Source organism: Candidatus Kapaibacterium thiocyanatum, from assembly GCA_001899175.1.
Lineage (GTDB): Bacteria > Bacteroidota > Ignavibacteria > Kapaibacteriales > Kapaibacteriaceae > Kapaibacterium > Kapaibacterium thiocyanatum.
This window is the reverse complement of record MKVH01000002.1, coordinates 43475-69263: the sequence shown is the minus strand read 5'-3', so window position 1 is coordinate 69263 and position 25789 is coordinate 43475. Positions and strand designations below refer to the sequence as shown.

At 60.4% G+C, this 25789-nt stretch carries 18 protein-coding genes; 8 read left to right on the top strand and 10 right to left on the bottom strand.

Features of this window, described 5'->3' with window-relative positions:
• Positions 1-9 precede the first annotated feature (9 nt).
• The 3 genes from BGO89_00545 to BGO89_00535 all read right to left on the bottom strand — a co-directional run bounded on the left by BGO89_00545 (position 10) and on the right by BGO89_00535 (position 7292).
• Positions 10-4659: a hypothetical protein gene (locus BGO89_00545; GenBank protein OJX61123.1), complete on the bottom strand. Its 4650-nt coding sequence runs from the start codon at positions 4657-4659 to the stop codon at positions 10-12.
• A gap of 12 nt (positions 4660-4671) precedes the next feature.
• Positions 4672-6057: a hypothetical protein gene (locus BGO89_00540; protein ID OJX61122.1), complete on the bottom strand. Its 1386-nt coding sequence runs from the start codon at positions 6055-6057 to the stop codon at positions 4672-4674.
• A gap of 62 nt (positions 6058-6119) precedes the next feature.
• A complete protein-coding gene (locus BGO89_00535; GenBank protein OJX61121.1) occupies positions 6120-7292 on the bottom strand; it encodes an acetyl-CoA acetyltransferase in 1173 nt (390 codons plus the stop codon).
• A 163-nt stretch (positions 7293-7455) separates the two neighbouring features.
• On the opposite strand from BGO89_00535, the gene BGO89_00530 reads away from it, so the two are divergent.
• Together BGO89_00530 and BGO89_00525 are read left to right on the top strand one after the other, a co-directional pair.
• On the top strand, positions 7456-8871 hold the full coding sequence (locus BGO89_00530) for a F0F1 ATP synthase subunit beta (protein OJX61120.1): 1416 nt from the start codon (positions 7456-7458) through the stop codon (positions 8869-8871).
• An 8-nt stretch (positions 8872-8879) separates the two neighbouring features.
• Positions 8880-9302: an ATP synthase F1 subunit epsilon gene (locus tag BGO89_00525; GenBank protein OJX61119.1), complete on the top strand. Its 423-nt coding sequence runs from the start codon at positions 8880-8882 to the stop codon at positions 9300-9302.
• A gap of 106 nt (positions 9303-9408) precedes the next feature.
• Here the strand turns inward: BGO89_00525 and BGO89_00520 are convergent, their stop codons facing one another.
• Positions 9409-10434: a pyridine nucleotide-disulfide oxidoreductase gene (locus BGO89_00520; GenBank protein OJX61118.1), complete on the bottom strand. Its 1026-nt coding sequence runs from the start codon at positions 10432-10434 to the stop codon at positions 9409-9411.
• Positions 10435-10494: 60 nt separating this feature from the next.
• Here BGO89_00520 and BGO89_00515 point away from each other — a divergent pair, with 60 nt between their 5' ends.
• The 3 genes from BGO89_00515 to BGO89_00505 are packed head-to-tail and all read left to right on the top strand — an operon-like array spanning position 10495 to position 14350.
• Positions 10495-11964, top strand: a complete 1470-nt coding sequence (locus tag BGO89_00515; GenBank protein ID OJX61117.1) for an IMP dehydrogenase — start codon at positions 10495-10497, stop codon at positions 11962-11964.
• A gap of 4 nt (positions 11965-11968) precedes the next feature.
• Positions 11969-13066 (top strand): hypothetical protein, encoded by a 1098-nt coding sequence (locus BGO89_00510; protein OJX61116.1) that lies wholly within the window; start codon positions 11969-11971, stop codon positions 13064-13066.
• A gap of 6 nt (positions 13067-13072) precedes the next feature.
• Positions 13073-14350 carry a hypothetical protein gene (locus BGO89_00505; GenBank protein ID OJX61115.1) on the top strand — a complete coding sequence of 426 codons (1278 nt, stop codon included), beginning with the start codon at positions 13073-13075 and terminating at the stop codon, positions 14348-14350.
• A gap of 89 nt (positions 14351-14439) precedes the next feature.
• Here the strand turns inward: BGO89_00505 and BGO89_00500 are convergent, their stop codons facing one another.
• Complete coding sequence (locus tag BGO89_00500; protein OJX61114.1) at positions 14440-16470, bottom strand: Fe-S oxidoreductase; 2031 nt, start codon at positions 16468-16470, stop codon at positions 14440-14442.
• A 105-nt stretch (positions 16471-16575) separates the two neighbouring features.
• Between BGO89_00500 and BGO89_00495 the strand changes: the two genes are divergently transcribed.
• From BGO89_00495 to BGO89_00485, 3 genes are read left to right on the top strand one after another with little or no spacing between them, the layout of a single operon-like run.
• A complete protein-coding gene (locus BGO89_00495; protein ID OJX61113.1) occupies positions 16576-17859 on the top strand; it encodes a 4-hydroxybutyrate CoA-transferase in 1284 nt (427 codons plus the stop codon).
• 44 nt (positions 17860-17903) lie between these two features.
• Positions 17904-18323, top strand: a complete 420-nt coding sequence (locus BGO89_00490; GenBank protein OJX61112.1) for a hypothetical protein — start codon at positions 17904-17906, stop codon at positions 18321-18323.
• A complete protein-coding gene (locus BGO89_00485; protein ID OJX61111.1) occupies positions 18323-19690 on the top strand; it encodes a hypothetical protein in 1368 nt (455 codons plus the stop codon). Before BGO89_00490 ends, BGO89_00485 begins: the two co-directional genes overlap by 1 nt.
• Positions 19691-20016: 326 nt before the next feature.
• Here BGO89_00485 and BGO89_00480 read toward each other — a convergent pair whose 3' ends face one another.
• The 5 genes from BGO89_00480 to BGO89_00460 all read right to left on the bottom strand — a co-directional run bounded on the left by BGO89_00480 (position 20017) and on the right by BGO89_00460 (position 25753).
• Positions 20017-22443, bottom strand: a complete 2427-nt coding sequence (locus BGO89_00480; GenBank protein OJX61110.1) for a hypothetical protein — start codon at positions 22441-22443, stop codon at positions 20017-20019.
• A 240-nt stretch (positions 22444-22683) separates the two neighbouring features.
• A complete protein-coding gene (locus BGO89_00475) occupies positions 22684-24531 on the bottom strand; it encodes a hypothetical protein (protein ID OJX61109.1) in 1848 nt (615 codons plus the stop codon).
• Positions 24532-24779: 248 nt separating this feature from the next.
• Positions 24780-25193: a ribonuclease P protein component gene (locus BGO89_00470; GenBank protein ID OJX61108.1), complete on the bottom strand. Its 414-nt coding sequence runs from the start codon at positions 25191-25193 to the stop codon at positions 24780-24782.
• Between the two features lie 12 nt (positions 25194-25205).
• On the bottom strand, positions 25206-25352 hold the full coding sequence (locus tag BGO89_00465; protein OJX61107.1) for a 50S ribosomal protein L34: 147 nt from the start codon (positions 25350-25352) through the stop codon (positions 25206-25208).
• 86 nt (positions 25353-25438) lie between these two features.
• Positions 25439-25753 carry a hypothetical protein gene (locus BGO89_00460; protein OJX61106.1) on the bottom strand — a complete coding sequence of 105 codons (315 nt, stop codon included), beginning with the start codon at positions 25751-25753 and terminating at the stop codon, positions 25439-25441.
• Between the last annotated feature and the right edge of the window lie 36 nt (positions 25754-25789).

The window sequence follows — 25789 nt, the reverse complement described above, 5'->3', positions numbered from 1 at the left end:
TCCGGCCCGTCAGGGCAACCGTGCCCCGATCTTGATTTCCCAATCCCGCTGCTGACGGGTGATGTTCCCCGTCTGGTTCACGCTTCGGGAAAAGTCGAGCATGAAGAACTTGAGCGCTTCGGCATCGCCGAAGACACTGAGCGGTACGGTGACGGTGAAGGTACTGTTCCCCGAGAAATCCGCGATGGCACCCGACACACGATAGGAGACGTTGCCGAAGAGCTGACCGCTGAGCGTCAGACGCGATTGCGAGATATCCGAACCGAGATCCACCTGTGCATTCTGCACGATTCCCCCTACGCCACTGAGAATATCTCCCAGGGCACTGGTCGCCACTGCACTCATGCTGGCATTGACCTCGCTCACGAGATTGCCCTGGCCACTGGCGAACAATTCGTCCTGCGTACGGCCGACGAGGATGAGCATGATGGCGTCACCGGCGATCTTGGCCGAATCCCCCGTGACCTGCCTGTCGTTGCGATAGACACGGAACTTCGTATTGGGCCGCTCCTTCGTGCCGGTGATGACGATCTCCACGCGGAACGTTTCGCGGCTCACGCCGCCCTGACTCTTGTCCATATAGCGGCTGTCCTGGTAGACGGCGAGAAGGTCGAGCGATGGATTCGTCATTCCCCCTTCGTCGAAGCTCAGGATTCCACTCACGGAGAAGGACTTGAAGAACTTGTACGTGGACGTGCCCTCCTTCACCCGCACCTTGCCCCGCAGATTCGTGGCCGTACCGAAGGACCCCGTGAATGTCAGCGGCCTCCGCGAATCGGCGAGCTCGAGATCGGCGATGAGGATTTCCGTGATGCCGAGTACCATCGTCAGAAGCATACGGCCATTGAGCGAGATATTGAGGTCGTATTCGAGAATGTCGGCGAACGATCCCGACATGACGCGGACGGAACGATCCACCACGTCCTGGACGTTCTTCGTCGTCAGCGCCATCGACGACGTATCGTCCTGCAGGGTGTCGATCGGCACGCGCGTGGCGGGCCGTACATAGTCGACGATGCTTCCGTACTTCTGTCGCGCCACGTCATCGGCGGACAGATAGTCGGCCGACGTGTACCGCCGCTTCGTCGTCGAACGCTCCTTCGGGAAGATGATGTCGCCGTAGAGGACGTTGATGTCCCCTTCCAGCTTCGGCGCATTCAGCGATCCGTGCAACCGTATCGGACTGCTGCCGCTGGCGATGCGCAGGTCTCCGTAGACGTCGGGGCTCGTTGCCTGGGACTGCATGTTGAGTACGACGATACCGGGTGTACGGACCGTGAAGTCCATACGGTCGACGGAGAGTCCGTCGAACCATACCGTGCCCGTGGCATTGGCGATGCCGCCCGGCATGTCACGCGAGACGTTCCGCACGACGAGCGTATCGAAGATCAGCTCGCTGCCCTGGAGACGCAGAACGCCATCGGCACGATAGGATATGTTCGTGGGCGCGGCCACGAACGAGATGTTGTTGAACCGGGCGCTGCCACCGTATTTCACATCGTTCGGCACGGTGCCTTCCACGGTGATCACGGCGTCGGCGGATCCCCTCACCCGTTCGATGGCGGGCAGGAAGGGCTCGACGGCAGCGAGCGAGAGCTTGTTGGCGATCAGGCGGATATCGATCGGACGGCCATCGACCCAGCGTGATTCGACGTTCTTCAGGCCGAGGTCGAGAGGCACGGCATTGACGTCGAGAACGAGCGCCTCCACCTTCTGCTTGAGGTTGGGATTCACGATGGTCGCCTTGCCCGAAACGTTCCGGCCGGCGTGGCGCAGCTCGGTATGCAGCGTTCCGATGACTTCCTGGTTGTAGGCGACGTTCGTCGCGTCCATGACGACGTCGATGAGCGGCTCTTCCCACGATCCCGTGAGCGAGATGGTCGCCTTGTTCACGAGTCCCTGGAGCAATCGTACAGGGTGGCCCTGCGGCAGGGCCACGAACCTCGAGATGTCGCGCATCGGGAAGTTGTCGATCTCGATCTTCGTATCGCGGAAGACCGTCGGCGAGAACGATCCGTTCACGCTCACGGTCTCGCCCCAGGCACGCTGGAAGGAAAGGCCCTGGACGGTATAGACTCCGTTGACGACGGTGACGTCGGCGAATCGTATCGTACGCCATTCCAGGCCTGCATCGCGGTCGAGGACGAAGCCGGCCGTATCGACATGCATGATGCTGCTCCCCTCGCTGAATTCGAGACGGGCGCCGAGCGATGCCTGCATCCTGTTGATGCCGGTCGAGACCCTGAGATCCCCCGTATCACCGACGAGACGGATCTCGACGAACGGATAGCGAAGCATCAAATCGTTGACGTAGAGGACGGAATCGCAGGTACCCGTAATGGAGAACTCGGCGACGCGAGGCCGTACGGTGAGATCGGCAAGACGGACCTTCGTGCGCAACGATGCGGGATCACTCGAAATATTGAGGCCCTTGGCCTGGATCCCGAGATCGACGACGTCGACCGTATCCATGTCCACCATCACCGTATCGATGCCCGCTGCGAGACGTCCGCGCACCACACCCGTGAACGTGACGCTCATATCCGGGATGAATGCATTGAAGATCGACGCATCGCGGATGTCGGCGGAAACCGTGACGTCGACGGGGCTCTTCAGTGGTTCGGCCCGACGTATGTCGACGGTTTTGTCGACGATGTGACGCGCACGGTCCATCACGACATCGGCCACCGTCGTGATGGTCTCCGAAATGGCACCGATCAGCGTCGTGGGAACGAAGCGTCCTCTGATATCCACGTCGGCGATGGCCGAACGCATCGTGAACGATCGCATATCGCCATCGTGTTGCAGGTCCACGGTCGCGGAGAACGGCAGAAGCGCCCTGTCGTCGAGAGCGAACTCGCTCATTCTCATGGCGACTCTCCCCATCATGCTGTCGAGTTCGAAGCCTTGGCCGTCGATGTCGAGGACGGCCGTCATTCTCGAGGGCAGGGACGGATCGCGGAACAGGGTCGCGAGATCGAGGCCGTCGGTCGTTACGTTGAGCGTATATCTCGGATGCGCCACGTCTCCCAGGTGCATCACCCCACTGGCGGCCATCTGCTGACGGTTGCCGATATCCAGGATGCTGTCCAGCGAGTCGCGTTTGAATGGCGTGAGGTTGACGAACATGGTATCGATACGAAGCTCTCCTTCGCCGTCGGCGTGGATGATCGTCCGCGCGGAACGCACGGTGCGTCCGAGGATGGTCGATACGTCCAGTTCCACCTGCGTCGTCCCTCTCAGATCGGTGAGCGTCGTACCGCTCCCCACCATCATCACACGACCGTTGAGATCGGTCGATATCGTGGTGTCGGCGGGCATGAAGACGCCGAGCTGACCGCGACGGATGTTCATGTCGACCTGATAGCCAAGCTTCGGCTTGTTCAGATAGAGCGTCATCGCACCGTCGACGCGTCCCGGACGATCCTCGCCATGGACTTCGAACCAGAGACTGTCCGACGGTTCACCTCGGAGGTGGACGTGATCCATCTTCGCCGTGCCGAGGAACGGCAGGTCCGGCAGAGGAACGAAGCGCAGACGTCGCCGGATGTCGGCGTATCGTGCCGTGGAACGCTCGAGCTTGATATCAAGCGCCAGCGGCCTGGCTCCATCGAGATGATCCACCAGGACGTCGCCATTGATCCGCGCGTCACCGGCAGTGAGAACCAGGTTCTTCACACGTACGGCCTGACCGGAATACGTGACGTTGGCCGTCATGCCGTAGCTGTCGAGCAGGACGATGTCCGGCAGGAAGAAGGCGAGATCAGCTCCCTGGATACGCTCGGTCGTGACCTGTCCGACGACGGGATGCTTGCGGAGCGTACTGTCGGTGAAGCCCTCGAAGATGTTCACGTCCTGCATCGCCGCGCGTACCGATACGTCGGTCTGCGGCAGTCTGATCTGCAGCATCGGAATGTCGATACCCTTGCGCGTCACATGGGCCGCGAGCGCGAAGTCTCCCAGCACGAACGGCGAGGAAAGATCGCGATAGGCCAGGCGGTCGATGGCGAGCGAGATATCTTGGTCCTTCAGCGCGGCATAGGCCGAAAGGCGCAACTGCAGATCGGCGACATGCAGGTGCATCGGATCGAAGTGCTTCCCGTCGGGCCACGGCACCGTGGCGTCATTGACGAGAAGCGTACCGTCGACGATTTCGAATCTGCGCAGGGCGATGAAGATGTCGGGCGGTGCCGAGGTCGTGGTATCGGCCGAAGGTTTGGCGATCCTGGACACGTTCCAGACGGAGTCGCGCGGTGTACGCACGACGAATATCCGTGGCCGCAGCAACCGTATTTCATTGACGGCGATGACGCTGCGCGCGAGCGGAGCGAGGTCGTAGGCAACGCGCAACTCTGCGGCGTCCAGAACGGTCGTGCCGTTGGCATAGAGCTGTGGCCGGTCGAGGACGATACCCCGGAAGATGTCGATACGGATATCGGAGCAGGCCACCTTGCCATCGAGCGCGCCGTTCAGCGCACTCAGCGCATAGGTGCGCAACCAGTCGCGAAAGATCTGCGTCTGGGCAAAGGCGATGACGAGGGCACTGACGATCACTACGAGGCCGACCAGACGGTACGTCCAGCGAACCAGGAAGAGACCGGCGCGTTTCACGAAGGAACGCGCCGGTGCTATGGATGTCGGTGATTCGGATGTCGTCACAGGGGACGCGGGTTATTCACCCTGAGCTTTGGAATATCGAACCTGGCCATTGGCGGTATGGAGCAGTTCCACGTGTACCCAATCGACGGATCGGGACGTGAGATCGGCGATCAGATTGCCTGCATCCGTACGCGTGATGGCTCCCGGCGCAACATAGCGACAGCAGTAATGATCGACCAGGAGAATGTTCGGCGTGGCACCCGGCCACACCTTCGTACCGCGATTGGACTTCATCTGCAGCGTGAACGGGCCGACGGTATCGGGCACATCGGGCAGACCATTGGAACGGACGAAGACATCGACGCCCTGCAGCGTCCATTCTTCGTCGATGGCATCCTGCGCGGCAGTCCCTGCGACGCCCGGAGCGGATACGGACACGGGTTCCGTGCTCGTGACGGGGCGGAGGTTGTCGATGATGGCGTTGGTGAATTCTTCCGTCGACGCCGAACCACCGAGATCGCGCGTGCGGGTACCGGAAGCCAGGGCCGCCGAGAGGGCGTCCTGGATGGCGTCGGCATAGCCGACGTATCCCATGAACTGCAGCATCTGCACACCGCTCAGAAGCAGAGCCGTAGGATTGGCCAGGCCCTTGCCTGCGATGTCGGGTGCCGAACCGTGCACGGCTTCGAAGATCGCACAGTCGCGACCGATGTTCCCTCCCGGAGCTACGCCAAGACCGCCGACGATACCGGCGCAGAGGTCGGAGACGATGTCGCCGTAAAGATTCGGCAGCACGAGGACGTCGAATTGATCGGGACGGGTGACGAGCTGCATGCAGCAGTTGTCGACGATGATGTCGCTGGCTTCGATATCGGTGTATTCCGCTGCCACCTGACGGAACACTTCGAGGAAGAGACCGTCCGTGATCTTGTGGATGTTGGCCTTGTGCACGCACGTCACGCGCTTGCGACCGAGCTTGCGGGCTTCTTCGAACGCATAACGGATGACGGCCATCGAACCGGGCCTCGTGATCAGCTTGAGGCATTGGGCGACGTTCGGCGTCTGCCAGTTCTCGATACCGGCATACGTGTCCTCGATGTTTTCGCGCACGACGAGGATGTTGACGTTGTCGAAGCGGGTATGGACCGCCGGCATCGTCCGTGCCAGACGGATATTGGCATAGAGGTCGAGGGCCTTGCGGATCGTGACGTTCACGCTCTTGTGTCCACCACCGACCGGCGTGGTCGTGGGGCCTTTCAGGGCGAGCCTGTTGCGCTTGATGGACGCGAGCGTTTCGTCGGGAACGCCGCTTCCAGTCCGCTCGATGGCGGTCAGGCCGGCTTCGGCACGTTCCCAGTCTACAGGTACTCCGGCTGCTTCGAAGACGCGAACCACTGAGGCGCAGATTTCAGGACCAATTCCATCACCTTCGATCAAAGTTACCGTACGTCGTTGCATTCGTTCCGTTCCTTGAAGCTTGTAAATGTCTTGTAGTTCATAGCCGTCGGCCGGGAGTATCCTCAGACACGTTCGACGATCATCGCGCTGGCTTCGCCACCGCCGATGCAGAGCGTGACCAGACCGTACTTCCTGTTGTAGCGCTTGAGTGCATGGACCAGCGTCGTGAGCAGGCGCGCACCCGAAGCACCGATGGGATGACCGAGAGCCACGGCGCCGCCGTGGACGTTCAGCTTGTCCGCCGGAATGCCCAGCTTGTTCTGTGCGGCCAGCGCCACGACGGCAAAGGCTTCGTTGATCTCGAAGAGGTCGATGTCGTCGATAGACAGACCGGCCTTGCCTGCGACGCGCTTGATGGCATCGATGGGGGCCGTCGTGAACCATGCCGGATCATGGGCGAAGGACGCCTGGGCCACGATGCGGGCCATCGGCGTGAGGTTGTGGGACTTGAGCGCGGCTTCGCCGGCCACGACGATGGCGGCGGCGCCGTCGTTGATGGAGGAAGCGTTGGCGGCCGTGATCGTACCGTCCTTCTTGAAGGAGGGCTTCAGGAGCGGAATCTTGTCGAAGTTGCTGCGGCCCGGCTCCTCGTCGCTGTCCACCGTGACGTCGCCCTTGCGGCCGGCTACCACGACGGGAACGATCTCGTCCTTGAACCAGCCCTGCTCCTGGGCGGCCAGGGCACGCTTGTAGCTTTCGATGGAAAAGGCGTCCTGCTCCTCACGCGAGATGTTGCATTCTGTGGCGCACAGTTCGGCGGCATTGCCCATCGGATACTTGTTGTAGACGTCCCAGAGGCCGTCGTGCAGCAGCAGGTCCAGCATTTCGCCATGACCGTATTTGTATCCCCCGCGGGCCTTGGGGAGGGCATAGGGTGCATTCGTCATCGATTCCTGTCCACCGGCCACGACCACGTCGGCATCGCCGCAACGGATCGCCTGGTCGGCCAGCATCACGCTCTTCAGACCCGATCCGCAGACCTTGTTGATGGTCATGCAGGGAACCGTATTCGGCAGTCCGCCGAACAGGGCGGCCTGGCGGGCCGGCGCCTGCCCTACTCCACCGGTCAGGACATTTCCCATGATCACTTCACTGACGGCATCGGGGGCGATACCGGCGCGCTCCACGGCACTCCTGATGGCCACGGCACCAAGGTGGGGAGCGGACAGATCGGCGAGCGATCCCATGAAGGCACCGATCGGCGTACGGGCAGCGGCAACGATGAAGGACGACATGCGTTTCCCTATGTAAAGCTGTAAAGCGTTGGTATGACAAGACTACAAAGATACGGCTTTTGGGCACGTGTCGGGAGTGCTGTGGAAACCCTTCCATATGGAAAGGATGGAGATTTCGTATCTTCGCACGCCCATTTTCAATCCTACCAACCTGTCAAAACGTATGAGCACAAACGCAGGCCGCATTGTTCAGGTTATCGGTCCCGTAGTGGACGTCGAGTTCACCAACGGTCAGATTCCCCCGGTGCTGAATGCCTTGTACATCAAGCGCAAAAACATAGAAACCGGCGCCGACGAAACGCTCGTCTGCGAAGTGCAGCAACACCTTGGTGAGGATCGCGTGCGTTCCATCGCCATCGATTCCACGGACGGTCTCGTGCGTGGAATGGAAGCGGTGGACACCGGCAAGCCGATCTCCGTCCCCGTTGGCCCGGCCGTCCTCGGGCGCCTGATCAACGTCGTCGGTGAGTCCATCGACGGCAAGGGCCCCATCACGTCGGACAAGACCTATTCCATCCATCGCCCCTCCCCGGACTTCAAGAACCTCTCCACACAGAAGGAGATGTTCGAGACCGGTATCAAGGTGATCGACCTCATCGAGCCCTTCACGAAGGGTGGCAAGACCGGCCTCTTCGGTGGTGCCGGCGTCGGCAAGACGGTCATCATCCAGGAGCTCATCCACAACATCGCCAAGCAGCACGGCGGTTACTCGGTCTTCGCCGGTGTGGGTGAACGTACGCGCGAAGGGAACGACCTTTATCTCGAAATGACCGAGTCAGGCGTTATCGACAAGACGGCCCTCGTCTTCGGCCAGATGAACGAGCCGCCGGGCGCCCGCGCACGCGTGGCTCTCACGGCCCTCACGATGGCCGAATACTTCCGCGATGAAGAAGGCCGTGACGTTCTGCTGTTCGTCGACAACATCTTCCGCTTCACGCAGGCCGGTTCGGAAGTATCGGCCCTGCTCGGTCGTATGCCCTCGGCCGTAGGGTACCAGCCGACCCTCGCAACGGAAATGGGTGCTCTCCAGGAGCGGATCGCTTCCACGGACCGCGGCTCCATCACGTCCGTACAGGCCGTCTACGTTCCTGCTGACGACTTGACCGACCCTGCTCCCGCCAACACGTTCTCCCACCTTGACGCCACGACGGTGTTGAGCCGCCAGATCGCCGAGCTCGGTATCTACCCTGCCGTCGATCCCCTCGATTCCACGTCGCGGATCCTCGATCCCCTCGTCATCGGCCAGGATCACTACGATACGGCCATGCGCGTGAAGAAGATCCTCCAGTCGTACAAGGACCTCCAGGACATCATCTCCATCCTCGGTATGGATGAACTGTCGGACGAGGACAAGACAACCGTCTACCGCGCACGCAAGATCCAGCGATTCTTCTCCCAGCCCTTCCACGTCGCCGAGCAGTTCACGGGCTTCCCCGGGCGCTACGTGAAGGTCGCCGACACCATCGCCGGCTTCAAGGCCATCCTGAACGGTGATGTCGACCACGTTCCCGAAGGCCTCTTCAGCTACAAGGGTACGCTCGACGAAGTTCTGGAAGCCTACAACAAGTCGAAGAACTGAGGCCAGCGATGAGCGACCATATCCTCAACGTCAGCATCGTCACGCCCCAGACCACGGCCTATACGGGCCCTGCGCTGGCCGTGAGCGTGCCTGGCTCGAAGAGTCCCTTCCAGGTGTTGTACAATCACGCCCCGATCATCTCATCGCTGGATACCGGCGTGATCAAGATCGAGGATCCATCCAACCAGGTCTCCTATTACGCTTCGCGCGAAGGCTTCGTGGAAGTGCTCAACAATACGATCTCCATCGTGGTGAACGAACTGATGTCCGCCTCGGCCGTCGACGTCGCCGCGGCCGAAGCGGACTATGCCGACTCCCGCGAGAAGGCCGACACGCTGCCCGACCGTCATCAGCGCGACCTCGCACGCAAGGAAGTGCACTGGGCCGAAGCACGCCTCCGTGCAGCCAAGCTGCAACGCGAACACGCCTGATCTCGTCATCCATCGAACGAACGTCAGCTTTTCGAGGACCGGCCATGTGCCGGTCCTCGTCGTTTACGGGCAGGCCAAGGTCGTCAGGCATACCCGCGACGGACGCCTACGGACCGCCGATCGCTTCCGCGATGGACTTCGCAGCCCGCCCTACCCCGACAAGCGTCGCACTGGCATATCCCGTCCAGTTCCCGTAGCCGAGCAAGTACAGTCCCGGTGTGGCCACGACCTCATTGCCCTTCATTCCGATCCGTCCCCTGTCGTCGACGATGTCCAGCGACGCAAGATGTCCGAGCGCACTACCGAAGCCCGTGGCCCATATCACGTCGTCGACACGTTCTTCCCTGCCGTCTGGCCATCGTACACCGTCGTGCGTCATCGATGCGAACATCGGTACTGGACGAAGCAGGCCCCGGTCGCGCAACGCCTTGACGGACGGCACCATGACGATATCCCCAAGCGTACCGGTCACCGGAACCACGAGCCCCTGTCGTATGGCCATATAGCGACGACTGGCCTCTGCAAAGAGAACACGGCCATCGACATCGTCGGGAAGGAAGACCGGCATCTCCCGCACGCACCACGTCACATCGGCCACCGCGGCGAGATCGGCAACGATCTGCGCACCGGAATTACCACCACCGACGACGAGTACGCGTCGGCCATGGTAGGTGGCAGGACCGTGGTAGTGTCCGCTGTGTATCTGCCGTCCCCCGAACGACGAACGTCCGGCGATGTCCGGAATCATCGGACATGTCCACGTTCCCGTCGCACTGATCACGACGTCCGTCGTGAGATCACCGGCCGACGTCGATAGCACGAAGCCACGCTCACGGCGCCGTACGTCGACGACCGATACGGAACGTTCCACGGCGATGTCGTAGCGTCGCTCGTAGTCCGTGAGATAGGCGATCGTCTCGTCGCGCGTCGGATACGTTCCCGCCGTCGGCGGCATCATCCACCCCGGCAACGACGACGCTTCACGTGGCGAGAACAACTGTAGCGAAGGCCACGTGTGTATCCATGCACCGCCCGGTACCGGCTGATCGTCGAGGACGACGCAGGACCGTCCTCTGCGCTTCAGATGATAGGCCATCGCAAGTCCGGCCTGACCGCCACCAATGATCACCATAGCTGGAAACCTCAACCATTCGTATTTTTGCCCATTCCGTCACCGACCCACCTCTCCGTTATGTCCGATAACAAGATCCTGGGAGAAGGCATCACATTCGATGATGTTCTTCTTGTGCCTCGCTATTCCGAAACACTTCCGCGCGACGCGAAGACCAACGCACGACTGACGAAGACGATCACGCTGAACATCCCCGTCCTCAGTGCGGCCATGGACACGGTCACCGATTCGGCGATGTCCATCGCCATCGCACGTGAAGGCGGAATCGGCATCGTCCACAAGAATATGACGATCGAGCGACAAGCCGAAGAGATCGACAAGGTCAAGCGCTCCGAAAGCGGTATGATCCGAAAGCCCATCACGCTCAGACGCGAGAACACCGTGCGTGAAGCGCAGGAACTGATGGCCAAGTACAAGGTCTCTGGCTTCCCCGTCGTCGACGCTTCCACGAAGCTCGTCGGCATCGTCACGAACCGCGACATGCGCTTCGCACGCAACGGTGGCGAACCCGTCGCCAACATCATGACGGCCGAGAAACTCGTCACGGCGAAACTCGGAACCACGCTCGACGATGCCGAGCGCATCCTTCAGCAGCACCGTATCGAGAAGCTGCCCATCGTGGACGAAGACGGGCTGCTCGTCGGCCTCATGACGGTGAAGGACATCCAGAAGAAGAAGAAGTATCCCAACGCGGCCAAGGACGATCAGGGCCGTCTCCGCGTCGGTGCGGCCGTCGGCATCGCTGCCGATACCCTCGAACGCGTGCAGGCCCTCGTCGACGCAGGTGTCGACGTCGTCATCGTCGATACGGCACACGGTCATACGGCCGGCGTCATCTCCATGGTACGCAGTGTGAAGGAGCGATTTCCCTCGCTTAACGTCATCGGCGGCAACATCGCTACCGGTGAAGCTGCGAAGGCCCTCATCGGTGCAGGTGCGGACGGTGTGAAGGTGGGCATCGGCCCCGGCTCCATCTGTACCACGCGTGTAGTGGCCGGTGTGGGCGTTCCGCAGATCACGGCCATCATGAACGTGGCGGCAGTGGCCGGACCGCTCGGTATTCCCGTCATCGCGGATGGTGGCATCAAGCAGACCGGCGACGTGGCCAAGGCCATCGCTGCCGGTGCCGATACCGTGATGCTCGGCGGTATGCTCGCCGGACATGAAGAATCTCCGGGCGAGAAGGTGCTGCTCGAAGGTCGTGCCTACAAGATCTATCGTGGCATGGGCTCGCTCGGTGCCATGGGACAGGGATCGGCGGACAGGTACTTCCAGGACGTCGAGGACGAAATCTCGAAACTGGTTCCCGAAGGTATCGAAGGCCGGGTTCCGTTCAAGGGTACGGTAAGCGATACTATCTATCAACTCGTCGGTGGACTGCGCGCGGCGATGGGCTATTGCGGCTGCACTACCCTCGGCGAAATGCAACAGCATGCACGGTTCGTACGCATGACGGCAGCGGGACTCCGCGAGTCGCATCCGCACGACATCATCATCACCAAGGAATCTCCCAACTACTATACGCGCTGATACCATGGCTAGCAAGGCACACGTCAACTATGCGGCAGAGCGTATCGCCTCGCTGCGCAGAAGCATGAAGGCTCACGGACTCGACGCTCTCGTCATGTCCCATACGCCTTCTCTCCGGTACTTCTTCGGCTTCAGCGGTTCGATGGCAATGGCAATAGTATCGAACAAGGCTATCCACTTCTTTACGAACGACCTGTACGATATCCAGGTCAAGAAGGAAGTCTATCCCCTCGACGGGCTGAAGGTCGTCATCGACCGCGATTTCTGGGGCGCGGCCTCCGGCCTCGCCTCGAAGTGGAAGACCGTAGGCTACGATCCCACACGGCATACGGTGAGCGGCTTCAAGGCGATGAAGAAGGCCATGGCTCCCGCGAAGATGATGGAAGCCGTCGGCCTTCCCGAGACCATCACACGTGTGAAGGCTCCGTTCGAGATCAACGAACTCGCCCACGCCGCCAATATCGTCTCGATGGCCTACGAACGGATGCTCGGCTCCGTCAAGGCCGGCATGACGGAACGCCAGGTCGCCACCATGCTCGCGAACACCACACGCGAGCTCGGCTCCGAGAAGGATGCCTTCGACATCATCGTCGTGAGCGGTGCCCGCAGCGCCATGCCGCATGGCCGCGCCAGCGACAGCGTCATCAAGAAGGGCGACGTCGTGACGGTCGACTTCGGCTGCTGCGTTCACGGCTTCTACAGCGACATGACCCGTACCTTCGCCATCGGCACGCCGTCGAAGAAGGTGATGGACGTCTTCGCCGTACTCTACGATGCCCATCTGTCGGCACTCGACGCTGCGGTGACGGGAGTGACGGCGGCACAGCTCGACGCTGCCGCACGCGACCTCATCACGGCGGCAGGCTATGGGGACTACTTCCGCCATTCCCTCGGTCATGGCCTCGGCTATGAAGTGCACGAGAATCCTCGCGTCTCCTATGCCAATACCAAGGAAGTCCTGCCCGAAGGTTGCGTCGTGACGATCGAACCCGGCATCTACCTTCCCGGCAAGTTCGGCATGCGTATCGAAGACGACGTCGTGATCACGAAGGATGGCCCGGACATCCTTACCTCCGCTCCTCGTGAACTGGTGATCGTGTAAGGGGGCATGGAACAACTCAACGTCCTCGTCCTCGCCTACTACTTCCCACCGATGGGACTCAGCGGCGTTCAGCGTATCACGAAGTTCGTCAAGTACCTGCCCGACTACGGCTGGCATCCTCATGTGATCGCCACCGGGCCGACGGCGTACTATGCGCACGACCAGTCGCTCCTCGATGAACTGGAAGGACGCGACGTGACGATTCACCGCACGAGCGGCAAGGATCCGAACAGCCTCCTCAAGAACAAGGGCACCGTCAGGATGCCCCGCGAAGTGCTGCGCAAGATGCTCAACCGCGCAAGCAGCACAATCTTCGTACCCGACAACAAGAAGAGCTGGTCCCGTCAGGCACTGATGTTGGCGCGCGACCTCGTGAAGGACGTGGACTTCGACGCCATCCTGGTCTCGGGCCCGCCCTTCTCTCCCATGATGGCCGGTGCCGTGCTGAGCACGGAGACCGGCATCCCCCTCATCCTGGACTACCGCGATCTCTGGTACGGCAACCAGTTCAGTTTCTATCCCACACCCTGGCATGCGCACCTGCACAAGCAGTACGAGTACGACGTCCTCACCCATGCCTCGAAGATCGTGGTCACGAACAGACGCATCAAGGAACGGCTGATCGCCACCTATCCGCAACTGGCCTTCGACGACGTCGTCATCATCCCTCACGGCTACGATGCGGAGGACATGCAGCAGCATCGGAATCATACGAAACATGCAGCGATGCGCCTGACCTATGCAGGGATCTTCTACGAGTTCATCACGCCGTCCTATTTCTTCCGCGCCGTGAAGAAGGTGCTGAAGGACCGACCGGACATTTCGCTCGATCTTCACTTCGCCGGCCTGCTGCGCGACGAACACCGGAAGACGGTGAAGAAACTGGGCCTTCAGGATATCGTCCATGACCACGGCTACATGTCCCATGCCGATACCGTCACCCTGCTCCAGGACAGCGATGCACTGTGGATGATGGTAGGCTACGGCAAGAACGCCGATACGGTCTCGAGCGGAAAACTCTACGAATACTTCGGCACACGGCTGCCGATCCTCGCCTCGCTGCCCGATGGAGCACTGCGACGCGATGCCGAACGCTATGGAGCGGCCTGGATCACCGCTCCGGACGATGTGGACGCCATCGCGACGTGCATCATCGAGATGTACGACAAGTGGAAGAAGAACGCGCTTCCTCATCCCGACGAACAATACGTGGAAGGCTTCGAGCGCCGCATGCTCACGGGTGAACTGTCGCGCGTGCTGTCGCGTTCCCTCCGTATCCACTGAGCGGGGATCCCCCCTCCCGAAACGAACGATCCCCCGACACGCGAGGTATCGGGGGATCCATGATGTTCTCTTCGTGGTAGTATCGAACGTCAGCGGACGATGTGATCCAGAAGGATTTCGGAAACGTCGCGAACCTGGACGTCGTCGACACGATCGGCGGCCTTCACGCCGTCCGTGATCATCGTCGTACAGAACGGACAGTTCACGGCGATCGTCGATGCACCAGTGGCCAGCAGTTCGTCGGTACGCACGACGTTGACGCGGTCGCCCACATGCTCTTCCATGAACATACGACCGCCACCGGCTCCGCAGCACAGACCGCGGTCCTTCGACCTCGACACTTCGAGGATCTCCAGTCCGGGAACGTTCGTGAGCGTGGCGCGCGGCGCCTCGTACTCCTCGTTGTAGCGTCCGAGATAGCAGGAGTCGTGATACGTGATCGTTTCCTTCGATGCCGAGGCACGATCGATCTTCAGCTTGCCCGTGTCGATCAGCTCCTTGATGAACTGCGTATGGTGCACCACTTCGAAGTTGCCGCCGAACTGCGGATACTCGTTCTTGATCGTGTTGAAGCAGTGGGGACATGTCGCGACGATCTTCTTTACGTCGTAACGCTGCATCGTCTCGATGTTCGTCTTCGTCAGCATGTCGGCGAGGTACTCGTTACCTGTACGCCGTGCGACGTCGCCGTTGCAATGTTCTTCGGTTCCGAGGATGCGGAATTCCACACCGGCGGCCTGCATCAGTTCGGCGAAGGATCGGGATATCTTCTTCGCACGTTCGTCATATGATCCCGCGCAGCCCACCCAGAACAGGACGTCCATGGCAGGGTCTTCGGCAGCCGTCTTGATTCCCATGCCTTCGGCCCAGTTCGCGCGATCGGCTTGCGCGAAGCCGCCCCACGGCACGGCATTCGTTTCCATGTTGCTGTAGATGTCCGGTAGCAGTGCGCTTTCGTCGTTGAACGACGATTCCATCATCACCATCGAACGGCGCATGCCGACGATGGCGGGTACGTGTTCGATGTTGACGGGGCATTCCTGCATGCAGGCGCCGCACGTCGTGCAGGCCCAGAGGGCGTCCGGCGAAACGTAGTCGCCGATGAGCTTCCTGTCCCATATCTGCTGTTCGGCTTGCGTCAGCTCCTCGCCCCGTTCCTTCTTCAGGATGAGCGGTGCCTTGTCGATCGTACGCTCGTTGATGGCCACGATAACGCCGCGTGGATCCAGTACCTTACCCGTCTGATTGGCCGGACATACGCTCGTACAGCGACCGCAGTGCGTACACGTATAACCGTCGAACAGGGTCTTCCACGAGAAGTCCTCGACGTCCACGATACCGAACTTCTCCACTCCTTCGGCTTCGAAGTCGATCTTCTCCATCGCGTTGTTCGGACCGATGTGGGAGAAGAAGACATTCGGGATCGACGTCAGTACGTGAAGGTGCTTGGAGTACGGCAGGTAGTTCAGGAAGGCGAGAATGAAGACGGCATGGATCCACCAGCCTGCGTGGAAGAGGAAGGACAGTGCCCCCGGACCGAACATGGCGGCGAGCAGGTTACCGAGCGGACGTGCGACGGGGCGTACGGCCCACGAGAAGTCCGCGCCTTCGACATGCACGCGCAGTGCGTTCTGCACCAGCAGTGCGGTCACGATGCAGAAGATCGTGAGGAGGATGAGACCGGCTTCGACCTTCTCTCCTTCGACCTGCAGGCGCTTTACCTTCTTGACGTAGCGGCGCCACAGCGACATCATCGTACCGACGATGATGAGCAGACAGAAGATGTCCGTCAGGATCGTGATGACCGAATAGACCGGTCCGAGGAAGTTCAGCGTGCCGCCGGGAATGAGTCCTTCGAGCACCATTTCGATGGCCGATGCCAGCAGGACGAGAAAGCCCCAGAAGATACCGGCGTGGATCGGCCCCGCTACCTTGTCGCGCAGGATCTTGCTCTGACCGAAGCCGACGATGAGCGTCTGTCTGATCCGTTCGGGGATGCGGTCCCAGCGAACGTCGGGCCTGGCTATCCTGAGCCATGAGATGAGGCGTCGTGTGCTGCGTCCGAACAGCACCAACGCGCCGACGAATACGATGATGAACAGGTAGTTCTGAAGTTCCATTGACGTCTCTCGTTGTGCCTTGCAAAAGTACGGAAGGGCGCCTGTTCTCCGTGGCATCGCCGGATCGTATTTTCGGATCCGTTCTCCACAGTACCGTTCGACTCCATGCCCTCATTCGTCAGCGCCCATCAGGCGCTCCAGGCCGTCAACCCGGGCGACCGGATCTTCCTGCACGGTGTGGCGGCCGCCCCCAGGCGACTCGTCGATGCCCTCACGGCCCATGCCGACAGACTGCACGGCGTGGAAATCGTCCAGCTCCACACGGAAGGCGACGCCCCCTATGCCGACCCGCGCTACGAGGGAGTCTTCCGCGTCAACTGCCTGTTCATCGGCAGGAACATGAGAACGGCCGTTCGGGAAGGACGCGCCGACTACACTCCTGTCTTCCTGAGCGACATCCCCCGGCTCTTCCGCGACCGGATCATCGATATCGACGTGGCACTGATCCACGTCTCACCGCCGGACAAGCACGGCTTCTGCTCGCTCGGCGTCACCGTCGAGGCGGCTCACGAGGCCCTGCATGCCGCACGGACGGTGATCGCACAGGTCAATCCGAACATGCCCCGGTCCCATGGCGATGCCCTCATCCATCTCGACAAGATCACGTATTGCGTGAGCGTGGACGATGCCATACCCGAAGTCACGCCTCCCGTGCTCGGAGACGTCGAGCGTGCCATCGGACGACACGTCGCAAGCCTGGTCGAAGACGGAGCCACCCTGCAGATGGGCATCGGCGCCATCCCGGATGCCGTGCTCCACGAACTGACGTCGCACCGCAACCTCGGCGTCCATACGGAGATGTTCTCCGACGGTCTCATTCCTCTCGTGGAACGGGGCATCGTGAACGGCAGCGAGAAGACGATCCATCCATACAAGATCGTAGCCACGTTCGTGATGGGTACACGGAAGGTCTACGACTTCCTCGACGACAATCCGATGGTGGCCATGCTCGACGTGGCGTACGTGAACAATCCCTCCGTCATCATGCGTAATCCGAAGATGACGGCCATCAACTCCGCCATCGAAGTCGATCTCACCGGCCAGGTCTGCGCGGACTCCATCGGCCCCGCTCCATACAGCGGCGTCGGTGGTCAGGTGGACTTCATCCGCGGGGCCGCGTTGAGCAAGGGCGGGAAGCCGATCATCGCGCTGCCCTCGCGTACAGCCAAGGGTATCAGCCGCATCTCCGCCATGCTCAAGCCCGGTGCGGGTGTGGTCACGTCCCGTGCCCACGTACACTACGTCGTCACGGAATACGGCGTGTCCTATCTGCACGGCAAGACCCTTCGCGACAGGGCCGAAGCACTGATCGCCATCGCCCATCCCGACGTCCGTGAACAACTGGCACGCGAAGCGCGTGATCTTCTGAAGATAGCGGTTCGATGCTGAGCCGTAACTTGCCCGACGTTTCCCAACCATTCCGGACAGTACTGATGCGCCCGGCACTCACGTCCTTCGTCGTCCTCCTCTTCGTCTCACTGTCGATCGTCGGCTGCTCGAGCGAAGAGACCGTCATCTCCGAAAGCAAGTTCAATCTGGGTTCCAATCGTATCGACGATACGCTGACGATTACGATAACGGCCCTGAACGCCATCAAGTACGGATCCACGAATCCGAACGTCATCACCCCGCTCAAGTCCCGTCAACACCTTTCGCTCGTATCGTCGTCCATATCCAAGGGCACGGCCGTCTTCGACGTGATGCGAGCCGACACGGTCATCTTCAAGCATGTCTTTACGCCGAACGGTCCGTCATTTCCTGACGGAACGACACTCGTGGGCGCTATCGACTCCGTCCGCGTCGTGGCGACGGGCTTCACTGGTACGACCGCCATCCGATTCGTTGGAGAATAATGGTACGATGCATTCCCATCCGGACCCTGTCCATGACAGGATTGTTGGCGGGGCTCTTCACGGCAGGAGTCCTGACGTCGGCGATTGCGCAGCAACCGCAGCGCATTCCGCCTCCCCAGCCCGCGGCGGCACAACCGGGCGACATGTCGTCGACCATTCGCGTCGACGCCCTCGCCTTCCGCGGCTCGCTGTTCGACGACAAGGCACGGGTGGACCTCTATCTCGCAGTCCCCTATCAGTCGATGGAGTTCCAGGAATACAACAAGATGTTCGCCGCCCAGTATCGCGTGACAATGGCCATCCGCGATACCGTCGGCCGCAAGCTCCTGGACACGACCTTCACACGTCAAGTCGCGGAAGCGGACTACGGTACGAGCCGTGGCAAGACGGGCAAGGCCGATATCGTCCAGCGCTCCTTCACACTGCGTCCGGGCACCTACCGGATCGAGGTGACGGTGACCGACCAGTTCTCGAGGCGCGACTATACCCAGACGAAGACGCTTACGGTATCCGACTTCAACGACGAGCTGCCGGCATTGAGCAGCATCCTCTACGTGAGCGAGATCGAGCAGCGTGGCAGCCGCTACTCCATCACGCCTTTCATCGGCGATGCCATCTGGAATCTCGAGAATCCCCTCTTCATCTTCTTCGAGACGTATGCGGAACGCGTCCCGCAACAGGTCGGGTTCTCGTGGAAGATCGCGCAGAAGGACGGACGACTCCTCTCCTCCGGCGTCAGCGGCAGTGCCGAGACGCTCAAGGAGAAGACGCAGCAGCACTTCATGCGTCTGACCTATCCACCGCGTCCGACGGCCGGCACGTATTCGCTCACCGTGCGGATGCATCCGTTCACGACCGTCCTGGACACGAACGAAACGGTGTCGATGACGACCCGGCCCTTCATCATCCCCCGTACGGCCACCACGGCCATCCTGAGCGATCTCAACCGGGCGATCCGGCAACTGCGCTACGTCGTGCCGTCGCAAAGCGACATCGACCAGATCCTCGGCGCACCGACGGAGGCTGATCGTCAGGCCCTGTTCGAGGACTTCTGGAAGAAGCTGGACCCCACACCGAATACGACACGCAACGAAGCCTTCGAAGACTACTACGCCCGTATCGAATACGCCAACAAGGTCTACAAGAGCTATAACGAAGGCTGGCTCACCGACATGGGCATGATCTACATCATCTACGGCGAGCCGATGAATATCGAGCGGTATACGTCGCAGACCGGTTCCGCCCTGCTCGTACGGTGGACCTATCCCAATTCGCAGACGTTCACCTTCGAGGACAACACGGGCTTCGGCGACTATCGCCTGCGTTCGGCTCTGCCGCCCGGCGCGAGATATCAGTACAAGAGGTAGGCCGGGACCGTCGGCCGGGTATTCACGTGGCGTCGTGATTCGATCGTATGATGCGGCGTACTGCGTTTCGTAGGAGTACCCCTCGCTCACCATCCGACATGGATGTACGCCCCATACCCATGATGCAGCCACGCCCACCGTCCTGCGATGGACGAATGGGAGTCCATCCCCCGTTCCTCATGTGCCGACCCGCGCTATCCGTCATTCCTTCCTATGGGATAACCATCCCGTACTCATCTCTTGGCTCATCTCTTGCTCTCCCGTAAACGAGAACGAGCCGGCTCCTGAAGGAGCCGGCTCGTTCGTTTCGACTGCTCGACTATGTCTTAGCGTGCGACGACCATCGTCAGTGCGACGCGTTCGTTGCCGTTCGTGGCGACGACCGTGTACATGCCGTTGGCGAGTGCTGCGGAGGACAGGGCCACACGCTGCGAACCGGCGACCGGAGCGTTGAAGAGCGTAGCGACCGTGCGGCCCATGTTGTCGACGACGGAAACCGTCACGACGTCGGACGACGTGCTCTTGACTTCAACTTCGGAGGAAACGGACACAGGGTTGGCACCGACGAGACGCATGCCGAGGGCACCGGATTCGCTCGCAACTTCCGTTTCGACGCTCGTCGAGGGCGTACCGTTGCCGAGAAGCTGGACGGACGGATTGGAAGCGGCGTTGCAGATGACCTGGAGCGAAGCGACGAAGCCGCTCTTGACCGTCAGAGGATAGAAGCGGACCTTGACGGTGCGCGACTGACCTGCGGACAGAACGATCGGCTGGTTGTCCGGAGCGCCGGAGATGATGTCGAATGCCGAAGCATCGGCACCCGTCAGGTTCATTTCCGTGATACGGAGTTCGGCTTGACCGGAGTTGGAGAACGTTACCGTCATGTCCTTCGACGTGCTTTCCTTGACATCGCCGAAGTTCAGTTGGGGAACGCTGGCCGTGATCTGGGGCAGGGCCGAAGCGAGCAGCCACTTGAGCGTGCGGTTGGCATTGCCGTTGCGTTGCGTTGCATCGGCGATGGCTTCCTGACCGAAGGAGCTGTAGACGAGCTTGGCACCGTTGCTGGCGACGACGCGAACCGTTGCACCGTTGGCGACGTTGTTATCGAAGCTTGCGCTGAGGACGGAGGTAGCACCGACCTTGGGCTTCAGGAGGTCCGTAACACGAACCCAGAACGGCCAGGTCTGCTGGTTGTACTGGTTACCCGTAGCGTTGAGACCTTCACCGATGGGATCGCCGTTGATGCCCTTGATGGGGAACGTCTGGAGGCTGATGTTCTGCCCCGTCTGCGTATAGCGCTGGACCGTGTTGGCCTGGCCCCACGGCTGAAGCTGGAGCGTGTTTTCGAAGAACGTCTTGACGGACTCGAAACCGGCATTGTTGTAGGCGATGGCTTGCTCGACTTCACCGGTCACCCAGGCACCCTTGCCGGCTTGCATCACGGCCTGGACGATGGGCAGACCGTTGAGCAGTGCGCCACGGCTGTAGTAGTCGACGGAGAAGCCGATTGCGTCGAACGACGTCGGCGGATAGGCGTTGACGATTTCCGTAGCGAGGGGCATGAAGACCGCATCGTTACCGTATTCGGATGCGATGGCGCTGGCATGCAAGGCGACGGCACCGTCCGAGGCACCATAGTAGGAAGCGAAGCGTGCACCTTCGGTCAGATAACCGAATTCGACCGTAGCCGTTGCCGGAATGCCCGTCGTGAGATTGATGGGCTTGGCTTCGACCTGGACCGGAATGAACATCGCGGCGTTGGGAGCCGTCACCGAAATGTTGACCGTCACCGAACCCTTGGCGGGAATGGAGACGACATCCTTGTCGGCGGTAACCGTAACGCCCATCTGCTGGAGATTGGCACGGTTCGGGATGGATACTTCGACGTCCATCGCCTTGTCACGGGGATTCGACAGCGTCAGGACGGCCGTCTTCTGTCCACCCTTGGTGATGTACTGCCACTTGGCACCAGCCATCGTGACGTTCGGCATGACTTCGTCGAGGTTCGTACCGGCCTGGATGATTTCCTTCGTCGAACCCGTGGACTGGACGAAGGCGACGATGTACTGCATACCGGAGGGCCAGAGTTCGCCCGTACCCGGTGCGAACGTGAAGTTGTAGGTCTGCTCTCCACCTGCCGACTGGGACAGGCTCGTACCCGATGCATTGGGAAGCATCTTCACCATGGCATCGAAGAATTCGCTTTCGCCGTTGCTGTTTGCGAGAGTCGACGGGAGGTTCGGCAGCACCGTACGGCGGCTGACGACGGCGACCTGGAGCTTGTGGGCATTGAGATCGATGTTCGTCTTGATCTTGACGGCCACGCTTCCACCCGACTGCGTTACCGTCATCTGAACGGGGCTCTTCACGGCGGCATCGGTCGAGATCGTCGACAGGAGCGTAGCTTCGTCACGCGGGTCGACCTTCGACTTGCCGTTCACCTGCGACGTCGGGATGGAATTAACGGAGTAGAGCATCTGACGCGAGGAATTCTCGGAAGGATTCGAGACGTTCCACGGATCGCCTTCTGCGGGGAAGCTCATGTGGTACCGGATGGACACCACACCATTGCTAAGCTTGACGACACGGGCCATGACCGGACCGGCTGCAACGCACGGGCCACATGTGGCACTCGTGAATTGCTCGATCAGGGACACGCGGTCGAAGCTGTTCTGAGCCATCAGCGACATGGCTCCGACAGCAAACGTGCACACGCCTACTGCCAACGTGCGAACGAGTGAGCGAGCATTCATAGACTGCTCCTTTCAACTGTAAAATAAATGAGATGGAACGGTGTATTCTGAGGATTGTCCCTAACCACCAAAAATAGCCTGCGAACCGGGTTTTGCAACGTCTTTCGAACCACCGCGACGGAGATATTCCGTATGGGCGGAACCCGGCATTCGGACAAGTGACAGGATGACCGGAAATTAGTTACACAGGAAATGGAACACCCCCTGCGGAATATCCGGAGGGGGTGTGTGGAGAGCGGGTTATTTCTTCTTTCTCGTGCCTTTGCCGTTGCCGTTCACAGGACGCTGGGCTGACTGTCCCGGCAGGGTCCTCCCCTGCGAGGCCGCCACTTCCTGTGCCTCCCGCATCTTGCGCTGCAACCAGGATTCCTTGACGGGCATGGTCTTCAGATCGGCAAGGGTGAGCTTCTTCTTGCTGAACTTCGTGAGGTAGAGCTGCTGGCCGATCCCCATGACGTTGAACATGAAGTAGTAGAGATTCAGGCCGGCGGGCAGGGTCGAGAACATCAGTGTGAGCATGACGGGCATGATGTAGACGAGGCCCTTCTGGCGGGGATCGGTCACGGCCTGCTTCTGCTGGATGAAGAGCGTGGCTCCCATGAGAAGTGCCAGACCCGAGAACTTGTCGATGTTGAAGAGCGGAAGCTTGAAGGGCAGATGCAGGATGACGTCGGGCACCGAAAGGTCCGTGAGCCAGAACGGCAGGAAGGATGCCTGGCGAAGCTCGATGTTGAGATTGAGCACGGCATAGAGTGCATAAAGGAAGGGCATCTGCAGCAGAAGCGGCAGACAGCCACCGGCGGGATTGATGCCGTACTGACTGTAGAGCTTCATCGTTTCCTGCTGCTGCGTCTGCATGTCGTCCTTGTACTTCTCGCGGATCTCGTTCATGAGCGGTGCGAGCAGTTGCATCTTCTGGGCCGACTTCACCTGTGTAATGGAAAGCGGATAGAGAAGGAGCTTCATCAGGATCGAGAAGAGGATGATGGCAACGCCATAGTTGGCGATACCACTGTGGATGAGCTTGAGCATCGGAAGCATGAAGTACTCGCCGATGGGCTTTACGATCCATTTCAGACCGAAATTCATCACACCCGTTAGGTTGTATTCCTTGAGGACGTCGTAGTCCATGGGACCGGCGAAGAGCGTCATCACGTGCGTCTGGCGGCCGCCGCTGTACGGCAGCTTGTACATGAGGCCGTACTGCTCGACGTAGCCGTTCTCGGGTGCGCCGTAGCGGGTACCGCGATAGTAGACCGAACCGTCGAATCCGGCCGGGGGAATCATCGCTACCGCGAAATACTTCGAACGCGTCGCGAGATAGTCGATACGGCCCGATGCCGAGCGCTCTTCCGGTGCGTTGTAGGTCGTGGCATCGAGTTCGTCGATCTCACCGTTATAGGAAGCGATGGCAACGGCGTTGTTCGACTCGTCGACGGTACTTCCCTCCTGATACCTGATTCCCTTGCTCCACTCGAGATTGACGTAGCGGTTCGTGGGAGGAATCACGCCTTCCATGTTGTCGAGGACGATGGAGGTCTTGACGTCGTACTTGTTGCCGCGGAACGTATAGAGACGTTCGATGACGCCACCGTTCACCGTGTGGGCCACGCCCTTGATGGTGATGGCGGCATCGCCGCTGACGCGGACGGAATCGCTCTGTACCTGCCACTCGAAGGGCACGTTGCGGGCCTCGATCTTCTGCCCGTTCGTCGTCCGGAACGTGAATCCGAACTCACGCGCACCGGGCTGGACGAGGTCGACCAGAGCATCGGGTTGTTCGGCCTTGTACCAGGGTTGATACTTCTTCAACTTCCAGCTCCGGATCGTTCCACCGTAACTGCTCAGGCGTATGTGGAGAAGGTCCGTTTCGACGGTGATCATACGTTCCGCCGTTGCATCCGCAGCTACGGAGGTGACGGACGCCGGCTGATTCGTGATGGCCGTGCGGGCCGAATCGAAACGCTCCGTCCTGTGGGCCGTCTGCTGAGGAGTCACGTCGCGCTTGCTGACGGTACTCTGCCAGAATACCCAGCCGCCGACGATAAGGCTGATCAGGACGATACCGATGATGGAATTACGATCCATGAGGAACTATCAACGGGTGGAACAATGATGATGCGTATCGGCATCCGGCACCGGATCGTATCCGCCCGGATGGAACGGATGACACTTCGCGATGCGGCGCATGCCGAGACATAGTCCGCGTATGACGCCGAACCGCTGTACGGCTTGTACGGTATACTCGGAGCAGGTCGGAGAAAAACGACAGGACTTCGGAAACAAGGGAGACACGGCCACTTGATAGAACCGGATCAATGCGGTAACGGCTCGCGTCATGACGGAGGGTGCTGTGATGTCGTCGGAACGTCCATGCATGCGGCAAGTGCCCTTTGCAGCAAGGTGTCGACAATCGGCTGCACGTGGTGCAGCCTGAGGAGCATCGGAGCGGCCGGGGTGGAACGCCATACCGCCACGATCGTCGCGATGCGGCAGTCCCGGCAAGGACCTTCATACCGTGCGACGGAAGCCCGGATGGCTTCCCTCAATAAACGTCGGATACGATTGCGCATCACCGCAGTCCGTGCCTTGCGTCGGCTGACGGTCACACCGAATCCGATATGACCGTCCACCATCGTATCTGCTGGATGATATACCACGCTGAGAACGAGCGGACCCGAAACGAACCGGTTTCCTTTCTCGAACGCCGTGGAGAAGGTCCGATAGCCCTTGAGCGGCCGCAGGACCATGATGCTTCGATCTTAACGTGAAGAGTTGACGGCGATACGGTAACGACCCTTCGCACGACGACGGTTAAGGACCTTGCGGCCGTTCTTCGTCGCCATACGGGCGCGGAATCCGTGCACGTTCAGACGCTTACGCTTGCTCGGTTGATAGGTACGCTTCATTATACACCTGACCTAATGGCATTCACATGTTGGGAAGAACGGCAAATCTACGGAAAAATTCCGTTATACCGCTCTCTCCCATCGGTTTAGTTGATCGGCGTTCCTACGGGGAAGGCCAGTTGCTGTCCGTCGACCGCAATATCGCCGTATTGCTGCTCGAACTTGCCGACGTTCTCCGCGAGTGCGTGGAGCAGCAGCTTGGCATGCTGGGGCGTCATGACGATGCGGGCGTGAACCCTGGCCTTGGGTACACCAGGCAGAACGCGCGTGAAGTCGATGACGAATTCGGCCGGCGAATGGGAGATGATGGCAAGGTTCGAATAGATGCCTTCCGCCTCCTTGTCGCCGAGCTCGATGGTGAGCTGTTGCTGCCCTTGCTGTTCGTTGGGATTGTTTGCCATAGGTGTCGCCTACCCGAAAAACTGTGTTGAAACTGT